Annotated in this window: 11 protein-coding genes; 1 reads left to right on the top strand and 10 read right to left on the bottom strand. The window is 67.2% G+C overall.

Annotation, left to right across the window (positions count from 1 at the left end; genetic code table 11):
- Positions 1–4: 4 nt before the first annotated feature.
- From SOM61_RS13045 to SOM61_RS13000, 10 genes are all read right to left on the bottom strand, one after another.
- Complete coding sequence (locus SOM61_RS13045; protein WP_320474495.1) at positions 5–3,001, bottom strand: TonB-dependent receptor plug domain-containing protein; 2,997 nt, start codon at positions 2,999–3,001, stop codon at positions 5–7.
- A gap of 129 nt (positions 3,002–3,130) precedes the next feature.
- The gene (locus SOM61_RS13040) at positions 3,131–3,664 is read right to left on the bottom strand and encodes a gluconokinase (protein ID WP_320474494.1); all 534 of its coding nucleotides are present in this window, start codon (positions 3,662–3,664) and stop codon (positions 3,131–3,133) included.
- 325 nt (positions 3,665–3,989) lie between these two features.
- Complete coding sequence (gene mnhG / locus SOM61_RS13035) at positions 3,990–4,361, bottom strand: monovalent cation/H(+) antiporter subunit G (protein ID WP_123068469.1); 372 nt, start codon at positions 4,359–4,361, stop codon at positions 3,990–3,992.
- Complete coding sequence (locus tag SOM61_RS13030; RefSeq protein ID WP_123068470.1) at positions 4,358–4,636, bottom strand: K+/H+ antiporter subunit F; 279 nt, start codon at positions 4,634–4,636, stop codon at positions 4,358–4,360. Before SOM61_RS13030 ends, mnhG begins: the two co-directional genes overlap by 4 nt.
- Entirely contained in the window at positions 4,620–5,150 is a 531-nt protein-coding gene (locus tag SOM61_RS13025) for a Na+/H+ antiporter subunit E (protein ID WP_320474493.1), read from the bottom strand. Before SOM61_RS13025 ends, SOM61_RS13030 begins: the two co-directional genes overlap by 17 nt.
- Positions 5,147–6,817, bottom strand: a complete 1,671-nt coding sequence (locus tag SOM61_RS13020) for a monovalent cation/H+ antiporter subunit D (protein ID WP_320474492.1) — start codon at positions 6,815–6,817, stop codon at positions 5,147–5,149. Before SOM61_RS13020 ends, SOM61_RS13025 begins: the two co-directional genes overlap by 4 nt.
- Positions 6,814–7,158 carry a Na+/H+ antiporter subunit C gene (locus SOM61_RS13015; RefSeq protein WP_123068473.1) on the bottom strand — a complete coding sequence of 115 codons (345 nt, stop codon included), beginning with the start codon at positions 7,156–7,158 and terminating at the stop codon, positions 6,814–6,816. The genes SOM61_RS13020 and SOM61_RS13015 overlap by 4 nt, the downstream gene beginning before the upstream one ends.
- Positions 7,158–10,070, bottom strand: coding sequence for a monovalent cation/H+ antiporter subunit A (locus SOM61_RS13010; protein WP_320474491.1), 2,913 nt, complete (start codon positions 10,068–10,070; stop codon positions 7,158–7,160). Before SOM61_RS13010 ends, SOM61_RS13015 begins: the two co-directional genes overlap by 1 nt.
- 60 nt (positions 10,071–10,130) lie before the next feature.
- Positions 10,131–11,012, bottom strand: coding sequence for a universal stress protein (locus SOM61_RS13005; RefSeq protein ID WP_320474490.1), 882 nt, complete (start codon positions 11,010–11,012; stop codon positions 10,131–10,133).
- 152 nt (positions 11,013–11,164) lie between these two features.
- Positions 11,165–11,707: a hypothetical protein gene (locus tag SOM61_RS13000; protein ID WP_320474489.1), complete on the bottom strand. Its 543-nt coding sequence runs from the start codon at positions 11,705–11,707 to the stop codon at positions 11,165–11,167.
- Positions 11,708–11,883: 176 nt separating this feature from the next.
- Between SOM61_RS13000 and SOM61_RS12995 the strand changes: the two genes are divergently transcribed.
- Entirely contained in the window at positions 11,884–12,987 is a 1,104-nt protein-coding gene (locus tag SOM61_RS12995; RefSeq protein WP_320474488.1) for a porin, read from the top strand.
- Positions 12,988–13,011 lie beyond the last annotated feature (24 nt).

Here is a 13,011-nt window from a genome sequence, read left to right as displayed (position 1 = left end):
CCTGTCAGAAGCCGTAGCGCAGGCCGGCCCGGTAGGTGCGTCCAACCACGTCGTACAGCGCAGGATTGATGCCATAGCTGGCATTGGTCTGCGGCGCCGCTTCCGGCGCCCGGTCGGTGACGTTGTCGATCTTGAAGTAGGCCTGCAACTGCTTCGACAGGTTGTAGCTCGCGCCGATGTCGAGATAGGCCGCCCCCTTCATCTTGTTGTCGTAGATGGTCGGGTGGATCAGGGTCGACATCGGGCAATTGGTCTGGCACTCGATGAAGTCGTTGCGGTAGGTGCCGTCGCTGATCCAGCGCTCGGTCAGCGTGAGGCTCAGCTTGTCGTTTTCCCAGGTCTGCGTCGCCAGCACCTTCCACTTCGGCGTATTGCCCATGTTCGAGCCGGCCGAATCCACCGCGATGGTGCCGACCACGCCCGACTCGGTGATGTAGTGCAGGTTGCGGGTGGCCAGCGCGCGGAAGGTGAAGCGGCCCGGCAGGTTCAGGCGCTCAAGACCGGTTCTGTAGGCGGTTTCGAGATCGAAGCCCTTGACCTTGAGCGAGGCCAGGTTGAAGTTCTGCACCGTGACGTAGTTGTTGCCCGGGCTGTTGAGCACCATCGCCTGGCAGATCTCCTGGTTGCCGGCCACGCACAGGTCGACTTCCTGCTGGATCGTCAGCGCCGAGATCACGCCCTTGACTTCGATGTCGAAGTAGTCGGCCGAGATGGAAAAGCCCGGCGCCCATTTCGGCTGGCTCAGGACGATGCCGAAGGTGTTGTTGCGCGCGATCTCTGGGCGCAGGCCGGTGTTGCCGACCGTGCGTTCCTGGACGCTGATGGTATTGCCCTGGTACTGGACCACGTTGTTGACCACCACCGGCGCCGCGAACAGCTCGGAGAGGTTGGGCGCGCGCACGTCCTTCGAGGTCACGCCGCGCAGGCGCAGGCCATCGATCGGCGTCTGCCAGGTGGCGCCGAGCTTCCAGCTGCCCACGCTGCCGGCGGTGCTGTACTTGGTCTCGCGGTCGGCCAGGTTCAGGTTGGCCTCGCCCCAGGTTTCGGACTTGAACACCGGGATGTTCAGTTCCACATAGGCTTCGCGCACGTTGTAGCTGCCTTCGCCGGCGTGGAAGTTACCGGCGTACCAGTTGTTGCCGACGGTGGTGTTGAGCAGCGGGTCGGCCGGGTACATCGCATTGTTCGGCGACGATGGCATCACGCCGTTGCCATAGGCGTCGCCGCGCACGCGGTATTTCTCGCGCCGGTATTCGGCGCCGGTCGCCAGCGAGATCGGGCCGGCCCAGCCTTCGAACAGCTCGCCATTGATGTTGAAGCTGCCCACGTCCTGGCTTTGCGTGGTGCGCTGGCGCGGGCCGTTCTCGGGCGCGATATAGGCCCAGGCGGCCGGATCGATCGGGTTGTCGCCGATGATGTTGAGCGGCACGCAGCCGGATGCCGCGGCCACCGGATTGCGGCAGACGATGCGCCCGTCCGGTGCGCGCACCGCATCGATCGCATTGTTGTAGCGCGCGTTGAGCGTCATGTTGCGCGCATCGAGGTTGGTCTTGTTCTCGCCGTGGGTCACGTAGGCGTCGTATGACCAGTCCTTGCCGAACAGGGCGAACTTGCCTTCGGCGCCGAGCACGAAGCGGCGCTGGGTGCGGGTCGGCTGGACGTCGATGTTCTCGGGGAAGACCGCGTTCGCGGTGCCGTACTGGAAGCTGGTGATGTTGTTGCGCGCGCAGGCATCGACGATCGACGCCGGCAGGAAGGGGTTCGAGCACTGGATGTTCAGGTTGGCGTTCTTGGCCGCGCCCGGGTTGGGCGAGAAGCGCGAGTCCACCTTGCCGAAGTTGGCGGTGAAGTAGAGCTGGTGGTCCGGGGTGAGGTCATACGACATGCGGGTGTAGGCCACCTGGCGCTTGAAGTTCATCGCCAGGTTGGTGCCCGAGCCCACGCTGCCGCTCAAGTCGCCGCCGATGCAGAACGGGTTGACGCAGTTGGTGACGGCGCCGGTGCCGGTCGGCCGGCCGTTCGAGCCGTACTGGAACTGGTAAGGCACACCGCCCGCGCCGAAGGCCGTGCCCTGCAGCGGGCCGCTGGTGATCAGGCCATATTTGGCATACTGGTATTGCTGCGCCTGTTCGATCACGCGGTATTGCGGCAGCCCGTCGCCGGTCTGGTTCAGCGGACGCACCGAGTAGGCCGGGTTCTGGTACCAGGTGCGGCCGTTCGGGCCCTTGCCGCCGAAGCCGGGCGACTCGATGCCGTTTTCCTTCGTGAACTCGGCGCTGGCCGTCACGTGGAAGCGGTTGTCCAGGAAGGCCTTGCCCCAGGCCGCCTGCACGCTGCCGCCGCGGTCGTCGTCGTACTTGGTCTGGCCGCCCTGGACGTGGGCCTTGAAGCCCGTGAATTTTTTATCGGTGACGAAGTTGACCACACCGCCCACCGCGTCCGAACCATAGGACGCCGAGGCGCCGCCGGTGACCACGTCGACGCGCTTGACCAGCAGCTGCGGGAACTGGCTGACGTCGGTCACGCCGGTGACGTTGGCGCCGACCACGCGCTGGCCGTCGAGCAGGGTCAGGGTCCGGATCGTGCCCAGGCCGCGCAGGCTCAACGAAGACAGGCCCTGGATGCCGCTGCTGGTGCTGTTGGTGCTGGTGGTGCGGCCGGTGCTGCCCTGCAGGGCCGGCAGTTCGGCCAGGGTGTTGAACAGGTTCGGCTTGGCCGATTTCTCGAGGTCGGCGCTGGTGAGGCTGGTGGTCGGCGTCGGCATGGTGAAGCCGCGCGCGGCGATGCGCGAACCCGAGATGCGCACGACGGTGGTGGCGCTGCCGTCGGCAGGTGCTGGAGCGTCGGCCGCTTGTGCGGCGTCGGCCGGCACGGTCTGTTCCGCGCTGTCGGCGGCGGGCGCCGGCTCGGGCTGCACTTGCTGGGCGTGGGCGATGCCCACATTCCAGCAGGCGCTGGCCACGGCCAGGCTGATGAGAGTCCGTTGAACTGGTGTACGCATGATGTCTCCTCGATGCTTGTTGTATGGGAGCGCGCCGTCTCTATGGTCGGCTGCGCGACAGCTTGCAAAGGCTGCTTGCGATGAATCTCCCAAACCCCGGTGCCAGGGCCGTGGTTCAGGCGCCGTGATTCAGGTGCTGCGGGTGATGCTTTCCACCAGCGCCGACGGGGCCTGGGTGATGTCGAGCGTGAGGCCGGCTTCGTCGGCCTGGAGCGGTTCCAGGATGCTCAGCTGCGAATCGAGCAGCGAGGGCGGCATGTAGTGGCCGGGGCGGCCGTGCATGCGCGCGGCGATCAGCTCGCGCGGTCCGGCCAGGTGCACGAAGCGCAGCGCCGGATCGGCCATGCGCAGCAGGTCGCGGTAGCGCCGCTTGAGGGCCGAGCACGACAGAACCAGGCCTTCGCCCCGGCTGCGGGCCTGGCCGATCTCGCCCGCCAGCGCATCGAGCCAGCCGGCGCGGTCCTCGTCGTCGAGCGGGATCCCGGCCGTCATCTTGCTGACGTTGTCGGCCGGGTGATAGGCGTCGCCTTCGAGGAAGGAGACGGCGAAGTGGCTGGCCAGGGCGGCGCCGATCGTGCTCTTGCCCGATCCGCTGACGCCCATGACGACCCAGCGCAGGGCGCCGGAAGCTGCGGACGGGGTGTTGACGCTTGATGCTGACATCGTTTCTCCTCGAAGACCGTTAGCGCTAACATCGCGGTTTTCGAAGTGTTGTTCAGCTAATTTTTTTTGTAAACACGTTATCGATGTTGCAATGCAATGTGATCCGGGGCTGGTTTTGCCGCTTTGCGGTGGGCGCAAATGGTGGCGCCGATGGTTTTTCACTCAGCAAGCGTCATGAAAACCTGATAGCGCTAACATTGTTGCGGCGCGCAATCTATTTTTCGCGATGTTGTATTTACTCGACGTTAGGGTGCACGAGACGATGAAAAAAAACGGCCTGGAGTATTTCCAGGCCGAGTTCGAGTTCGAGACTGTCGCCGGTGTCCTACTCGCGCGAGATGGTATAGACCTCGCCCGCGGTGGCGCCCGCGTCGCCCTTCTTCGCGCGCAGGTCGCGGTAGACGGCGGCGCGCATGATCATCATCGCCACCACCGGCGCGGTCAGGAGCACGAACACGGTGATGATGATCTCGTGCACGACCACGCGCGATTGCGCCACCGTAAAGTAGAGCATCGACGCGATCAGGAGGCTGCCGGCGCCCAGCGTGACCGTGATCGCCGGGCCGTGGATACGCTGGTAGAAGCTGCGCAGGCGTATCAGGCCGAGCGCGCCGATCAGGATGATGCTGGAGCCCAGGATCAGCAGCAGCGAGACCAGCAGGGCGGCCCAGTCGGGCAGGTGTTCGATGCCGGTCATTCGATGATCTCCCCGCGCATCAGGAACTTCGCCATCGCGATGGTCGAGACGAAGCCGACCAGCGCGATCAGCATCGCCACTTCAAAATAGATCTGGGTGCCGAAGCGGATGCCCAGCACCAGGGCCAGCAGCATGCCGCACATCCAGAGGGTGTCGAGGGCCAGCACGCGGTCGTGGGCCGAGGGGCCGATCAGCAGGCGGGCGGCGCACAGCGCCATTGCCGCCAGCACGCACACCAGGGCGTAGCCGATCGAGAGTTCAAGCAGGGTCGCCATGGCGGGCCTCCGTGTCGAAGATTTGAATGAGGGGCTGTTCGTAGCGGGTCTTGATGGTGTCGACCCACCACGCGGCATCGTGCAGGTCGAACACGTGCAGCACCAGCTCATGTTTGTCGGGATCGCCCCCGGGCTGCAGCTCGGTCCACACCGTGCCTGGCGTCATATTGATCAGGCAGGACAGCGCCGCCAGGCCGTAGGGATCGCGGATGTCGAGCGGCACGCGGATGAACTGCGAGTTCAGGTTGGCATAGTCGGCGAACAGGATGACCTTGCTCACGTTGAGGCACGAGCGCACCACCTCGACCGAGGCGAAGCCCAGCAGGCGCAGCGCGACGATGGGCTTGCGCAGGCGCGGGTAGCCCAGCGGGTTGAGGTGGCGGGTCAGGATCGGACCGGCGATGCCCAGCAGCGCGCCGAGCAGGATGTGGCCCGGATACAGGGTCTGGTTCAGCAGCAGCCACAGGCCGCACAGCGCCAGCGACACGAACGGGTAGGGTAGCCAGCGCATCATGGCGCCTCCTTGGGCGAGAGCGTCGCGGGCGCGAGGCCAGGCGCGGAGCCGGGTCCCGGCACGGTCGGCTCGGACAGCACGCGGCCGATGTAGTTGCCCGGACGGTGGATGTCGTCGCTGGCGCGGGCCAGGTAGCCGAATAGCGGATTGGCCTGCACGGTCATCAGGACCGACAGCGCCAGCAGGAACAGGATCGGCGCCACTTCGGAGCGGTGCACCTTGGGCGGCTCGGTGGCGCCGCTGGCCCAGAAGGTGCGCACGCCGAAGCGCATCATCGAGATCACGGCGATCAGGCCGGAGAGGATGATCAGGGTCATCAGGACCCAGCCGGACGTGGAGATCGTAGCCACGCCCGACACCGCGTCGACCTGCGGATTGAGCAGCGCATGGAACATGCTGAACTTGGCCACGAAGCCCGACAGCGGCGGCAGGCCGGCGATCATCAGCGCGCAGGCGGCGAAGGCCAGCGACAGGAAGGCCATCGCGGCCGGCACGCCGCGGCCGGTCGGTTCGTCCGGCGCATCTTCGACCGCGAACGCTTCCATGGTCAGCGCCAGCATCGCCGAGCGCGGGGTGCGGATGCGGTCGATCAGTTCGATCAGCAGCAGGAAGGCGGCCACCGCGATGGTCGAGCCGATCAGGTAGTAGATGCCGGCTGTGACCAGGGCCGGCTGGCCGTAGCCGATCACCGCCAGCAGGGTGCCGGACGAGACGATCGCGCCATAGCCCGCCATGCGGCCGGCGGTGTCGGTCGACAGCATGCCGGCGGCGCCGAACACGATGGTCGCCATGCCGGCATACAGCAGCGCATCGCCGCCGAAGCCGGCGGCGGCGCCCGCGTTGTCCGAGAAGATCAACAGCCACAGGCGCAGCACCACATAGGCGCCGACCTTGGTCATCAGGACCAGCATCACCGCCACCGGCGGCGAGGCCGCGGCATAGGTGGTGGGCAGCCAGAAGCCCAGCGGCCACATGGCGCCCTTGGTCAGGAAGGCCAGCGCCAGCACGCTCGCGCCGACCTTGAACAGGGCCAGTTCTTCGCCCGACAGCAGCGGCACGCGCGCGGCCAGGTCGGCCATGTTCAGGGTGCCGGTGGTGGCGTAGATCAGCGCGGTGCCGAGCAGGAACATCAGGGCGGCGGCCAGGTTGATCGCGATGTACTGCATGCTGGCGCGGATGCGCTCGGCGTTATACCCGTGCAGCACCAGTCCATACGACGCGGCCAGCATCACTTCGAAGAACACGAACAGGTTGAACAGGTCGTGGGTCAGGAAGGCGCCGTTGATCCCCATGAGCAGGAACTGGAACAGCGTGTGGTAATGCACGCCGATCCGGCCCCAGCGGGTGCGGGTGAAGTGCAGCGAGGCCAGGCCGAGCACCGCGGTGAGCAGCAGCATCAGGGCGGAGAGGCGGTCGGCCAGCAGGGCGATGCCGAATGGCGCGCTCCAGTTGGCGGCCAGGTAGATGCCCATGCCGTCCTGCCAGTGGCCGCCGTCGGTCATGAAGATCAGCGCCAGCGCCGTGGCCAGGAGGCCCAGCAGCGAGGCGTAGCTGAGCCAGTACTTCAGACGGTGCCAGCCCTGCGTCAGCGGGGCCAGGGCGGCGCCCACCAGCAGCGGCAGCAATACCGGCACCAGAATCAGGTGCTGGGTCCAGTGCAAACTCATAATTCAGGCTCCTTGCCATCCACGTGGTCGGTGCCGGTCAGGCCGCGCGAACCGATCATCACCACCAGGTACAGCGCGGTGGTGGCAAAGCCGATCACGATCGCCGTGAGCACCAGGGCTTGCGGCAGCGGGTCGGCCAGCAGCGCCGGATTAGGGGTGGTGCCGGCGGGTGTGAGCGGCGGGGCGTCGACCCACAGGCGGCCCATCACGAAGATGAACAGGTTGACGGCGTAGGACATCAGCATCAGGCCGGCCAGCACCTGGAAGCTGCGCGGACGCAGGATCAGCCAGATGCCGGAGCCGAACACGATGCCGATGGCGAGCGAAATGACGAGCTCCATCAGAAGATCTCCTTGGCGGGCGGGATGGTGGCGCGCGTGGCGTCGGCCGCCGCGCGGTGGCTGCGCAGCGACTGGTGGGCCAGCGCGACCAGGGTCAGCATGGTGGAACCGACCACCACCAGGAATACGCCCAGGTCGAACATGAAGGCGCTCGGGATGTGGATCTCGTCCAGGATCGGCAGGGTGACGTGGGCGGTATGGCTGGTCAGGAACGGATAGCCGAGGAACCAGGCGCCGATGCCGGTGAAGGCGGCGCACGCCAGGCCCCAGGCGATCCAGCGGTGCGGCCGCAGGCGCAGGTGCGATTCGACCCAGTCTGTGCCGGCCACCATGTACTGCACGATCAGCGCGGTGGCGAAGATCAGGCCGGCGACGAAGCCGCCGCCCGGCAGGTTATGGCCGCGCATGAAGAAGTAGGCCGCCATCACACCCATCACCGGCAGCAGCAGGCGCAGGTAGACGGCAGGCACCATCAGGTAGCCGGTGCTGGCCTGCTCGGCAGGCGTCTGGGTGACGGCCGGATCGACGTCGCTGGCCTGCTGCACCGGAATCGCGATCGATTCGGTGGCGGGGCGGAAGCGACGCAGCAGGGCATACACAGTCAAGGCCACAGCCGACAGCACGGTAATTTCACCCATGGTGTCGAAGCCGCGGAAGTCGACCAGCAGCACATTGACCACGTTCGAGCCGCCGCCTTCGGTGAGCGCGCGCAGAACGAAGAATTCGCCGATCGAGGGCGGCGGGGACAGGCTCAGGACCGCATAGCTGGCGGCAGCGATGCCCAGGCCGCCGGCGACGGCGATGGAGCTGTCGCGCCCGCGCCGGAACCAGGTGCTGAACGGCGCCCTTTGCTTGAGGCCGGCCGGCGCGAAGCGCGGCGGCAGCCAGCGCAGGCCGAGCAGGATCAGCACCGTGGTCACGGTTTCCACCATCAGCTGGGTCAGCGCGAGGTCGGGCGCCGACAGCCAGACGAAGGTAATCGCGGTCACGATGCCGGTGCCGCCGACCAGGGCCAGCGCCACCAGACGGTGGTATTTGGCGCTGTAGGCCGCGCCCAGTGCGCAGCCGGCGCCGATGATCCACAGCACCGCGAACAGCGGGTCGAGCGCATGCACGCTCAGGGTCGGAATGGTGGGCAGCGGATCGACCAGCAGCAGCGGCGTGGCCACCATGATGGCCATCAGCACCAGCATTTGCGGTTGCAGGCGGCGGGTGCCGGTCCAGCGGATCAGCGCGCTGGCGCCGGTCGACAGCGCCAGCATGGTGTTCTCGTAGGCTTGCGCGCCCTTCAGGCGGTGCAGCACTGGCACCTGGGTGCGCTCGCGCAGGTCGTGGCGGCGCAGCAGGACCCAGTACAGCAGGGCGCCCAGCAGCAGCGCGGCGCCGCTCATCCCGAGCGCCAGGTTGAAGCCGTGCCAGATCGCCAGGTCGTATTCCGGCATGGCGCTGCCCAGGATCGAGCCCGACGCGACGGCCAGCACGTCGCCGACCACGCGCTCGGGCATCACGCCGACCGCGATGCACAGCACCACCAGGCACTCGACCGGGAAGCGCATCCAGCGCGCCGGCTCGTGCGGCTCTTGCGGCAGGTCCTTGGACAGGCGGCCGAAGAACACGCTGATGAAGCGCAGCGAGTAGGCGACGCTGAAGATGCCCATCGCCACCGCCACGTACGACAGGGTCCAGTCTTCACTGCCGCCCACGTGGGCGGTCTCGGCGAAGAACATCTCCTTCGACAGGAAGCCGTTCAGCAGAGGCACGCCGGCCATCGAGGCCGAGGCCACGATCGCCAGCGCGGCCGTCACCGGCATCGCCTTGCGCAATCCGCGCAGCACGCGCATGTCGCGAGTGCCGGTCTCGTGGTCGACGATGCCGACCGCCATGAACAGCGAGGCCTTGAAGATCGCGTGGTTCATGATGTGGAACACCGCCGCGACCACCGACAGCGGGGTGCCGATGCCCAGCAGGCAGGTGATCAGGCCGAGGTGGCTGATGGTCGAGTAGGCCAGCAGCCCCTTCATATCGTTCTGGAAGATCGCGAAGAACGAGGCCAGCACCAGGGTGGTGGCGCCGGCGCCGAGGATGAGCCAGGTCCATTCCGGGGTGCCGCCGAGGGCCGGGTACAGGCGCGCGAGCAGGAACACCCCGGCCTTGACCATGGTGGCCGAGTGCAGGTAGGCCGACACCGGGGTCGGCGCCGACATCGCGTGCGGCAGCCAGAAGTGGAACGGGAACTGCGCGCTCTTGGTCAGCGCGCCGAGGGCGATCAGCACCAGCGCCGGCAGGTAGAGCGCATGGGCGCGGATCTGGTCGCCGGCCGCCAGCACCGCCTCGAGCTCGTAGCTGCCGACGATGTGGCCGAGGGTGAGCACGCCGGCCAGCAGGCACAGGCCGCCGGCGGTGGTGACGGTGAAGGCCATGCGCGCGCCGCGGCGGGCGTCGATACTGTCTTGCCAGTAGCCGATCAGGAGGAAGGACGTCAGGCTGGTGAGTTCCCAGAACACCACCAGCTGGATCAGGTTGCCCGACAGGACCACGCCCATCATCGAGCCCATGAAGGCCAGCATGTAGGCGTAGAAGCGCGCGACGGGGTCGCGCTTGGACATGTAGTAGCGCGCGTACAGGATCACCAGCAGGCCAATGCCGAGCACCATTATCGAGAACAGCCAGGCCAGGCCGTCCATGCGGATGATGATGTCGAGGCCGAACATCGGCAGCCAGCTGTGGCGTGATTGCAGCACCTCACCGGCATCGAGGGCGGGGAACTGGGCAATGGCGAAGATGAGGGCCGTCAGGGTAAACGCGCCGGCCGCGATGGCGGGACGGTTGCGTGACCCATTGGGCAGGCAGGCGGAGACGAAGGCGCCGGCGAAGGGAAGAAGGACGAGCAGGATCAGTGGCAGTGAGGTCATCGACATCATCCTTCGGGGCAGTGCGACATATAGCGGCGCGCGCAGAGGCGCAGTGCGATTTTAGGTTTTCTCATTCTCATCATATTCTCCAGGGCGCACAGGGGGACGCACAAGCAGCGTGTCGCACACGACTGCCTGCAGCAGGTATTCACTGCGGCTACCGGTCAGGAGGCGCATCAGCGCCGATTCTTCATGCAGGCCGAGCACGACCAGATCGATACTATTATCCACTACATGGCGCGCAAGCTGGGAGGCGGGTTCGCCTTCGCCGATCACCGGGTCGACCAGTTCACGCGCGCCGGGTGGCAGCGCGCAGCGGTCGAGGAAGCGGATCAGTTCCGCGTGCGGTGGCGCATCCGGCGCCAGGGTGTCGGCGTCATGGGCGTGGAACACGGTGATCCGGCGCCCGGGGAACAGGCCGGCCGCCGTTTCCAGTGCCAGGGTCGATGCCGGTGTGAGGTCGGTCGCCACCATGATGCGGCGGTAGGGGCCGCGCACGCGCTGGCGCACCACCAGCAGCGGCTGCGCCAGGGCGCGCGCCAGTTTCTCGACGGTGGACCCGAGCAGCAGGTCGCCCAGGCTGTCGTGCTGCGAGGCGCCGGCGACCACGATGGCGCCGGGCAGGGTGGCCGCGCTGTCGAGGATGGCGGCGGGAGCCGCACCGGTGGCGAAACGCTGGGCGACCTGCAGGGACGAGCCGGCGAACTCGCGTGCGAACTCCTCGCGCGCCGCGCGTTCCTGGTGGGCGCGGCCGGCGTCGCCGTCGAGCCATTGGAGTACGTCGCCGGGCGCCTGGGGTGCGTCGTGCACCGTCAGGACCACCAGCGGTATTGAAAATTCGTCGGCCAGCTGCTTGGCGCGGGCCAAAGGCCGGTCGCAGCGGGCGCTCAGGTCCGTCGCAAGCAACAATCCGGGGGGCGTAGTCGGGCTAGGGTCTGGCATGCGCCGCCTCATGGAAAGTCTTCTCGGAAGGCGACACTCTACCGTAGTTGACTACCTGACTACAACGCGTTTCTTCAGTTATTTTGAATTTACTTCGTATAACTCCGGGTGCAGTGCAGCATTCTCGCGCATCGTCGACCCGGATCTCTGCGTCAGGCGGTAACGTCGAGCGCCGGCGCGGAGCCCTCGTCCTGTCCATACGCGGCGCGCACCTCGGCCTGTTTTTCGTTTTGCTCGCGTAGCTTGGCCTCGTAGGCGGCGCGTTCCTCGTCGCTGACCGTCTTGTCCGAATTGGTGTCGGCTTCGGCGATGTAGTCGGTGTCGGTGGTCTCCGAGGACGCCGCGGCGCCCCCAGCTCCGCCCGCCGGCGCAGGGGGCGCCGCAGCCGGGGCCTGGGCACTCCCGGTTTCCTCGACCGCCTCACTGTCCTCACTGTCCTCGCTCGACGCCGTGGCCGACGCCGACGATGCGTCCACGGCGCGCTGCACGCGCGCGGCGTCGGCCTGGGCATTCAATTCGTCGCCCAGGCGCGCCCCGGCCGCCGACTCGGCGCTTTGGGCGGGCGCCGCTGGCGTCGCGTCGGCATCCGGGGGCGTGACCGTGGCGGTGGAGGCAATCGCCGCCTCGTCGTTCTTCTTCGGGCTTGGGGCGAATGCCGCCTGTGCGGCGCTGGCGCCGCCGATGCTGTCGATCATGATGGTTTCCGGTTGCGGGTTTCGTCCATGATTAACGGCCGGGCGGGCAGCGCGCCACAGGGCGGGAAATGTAAAGCGGCGTAAAACCAACACGTTTGGGGGGATGGATCTCCCCTCGATTGGGGATAGGCCCGGACGGGCCCCATGGCTGACAATTCTGGCAAGGAGAGTCTTCGATGAGTAAATACTTGCGCCGCAGTGCGCTGGCGTTCGCGGCATGCGCCGCCGCCCAGACCCAGGTCCAGACCCAGGCCCAGACCCAGGTCCAGTTCTACGGCCGCCTGAACGTCTCGGCCGAATACGTGAAGGCATCCGCCGGCGCCGATGGCCCGCGCCTGAGCCAGCAACGGGTATCGAACAACCGCTCGGTGCTGGGCTTTCGCGGCAGCGAGGCCCTGGGGGACGGGGTGAGCGCCATCTTCCAGATCGAGGCAGCGCTCGCCCCCGACACGGGGGCTGGCGAACTGGCGCGGCGCGACACCCGGGTCGGCCTCGATGGCGACTTCGGCACCCTGTTCGCCGGCCACTGGACCGCCGCCTACAACGGCGCCACCTCCAGCCTCGATCCCTTCTATCCGACCACCGCCGGCTATATGAGCATCATCGGCAACGGCTCGGCCGCGTCGACCGACAACGTCAGCAACACCTCTTCCTTCGACCGGCGCCAGGCCAACTCCATCCATTACTGGAGCCGGCCCTGGAAAGGCCTGGGCCTGCGCCTGACGCATGGCCTGGCCGAGGAGCGCCCGGCCAGCGGCGCCAAGCCGTCCATGACGTCGGTCGCTGCGGTCTACGATCAGGGGCCGTGGTATGCGACGCTGGCCCACGAGCGGCATCACGAATACCAGGGGCCGGGATTGCGCGACAGCGGCACCAAGCTGGCCGTGGCGCGGCGCTTTGGCGATACCCGGGTGGCGCTGCTGGCCGAACGCCTCGAATACGAGACCGCTGCCGGCGGCCTGGATCGCAATGCCTGGTATGTCTCGGTCACCCATCAACTCGGCGCGCACGGCCTGCGCCTCGGGCTGGCGCGTGCCGACGATGGCAAGGGCGCCGCCGGCAACCGGGTCGGCTTCATTCGTGGCGGCGCACAGACCGGCGCCACCCACCTCACGCTCGGCTACGAGTACACGCTGTCGAAGCGCACCGCGCTGCATGCCTACGTCACCCACCTCGACAACGAGGCGAACGGCGGCTACGACTTCGCGATCAACAGCCTGGGCGCGGCGCCCGGCGCCACCCTGAAAGGCGCCGCGCTCGGCCTGCGCCACGCCTTCTGATCCGGGCGATTGTCCGAAGACTAT

Source organism: Massilia sp. CFBP9012 (assembly GCF_034045115.1).
Lineage (GTDB): Bacteria > Pseudomonadota > Gammaproteobacteria > Burkholderiales > Burkholderiaceae_D > Telluria.
The sequence above is the reverse complement of the archived record's forward strand: the minus strand, read 5'-3'. Positions and strand labels throughout refer to the sequence as shown.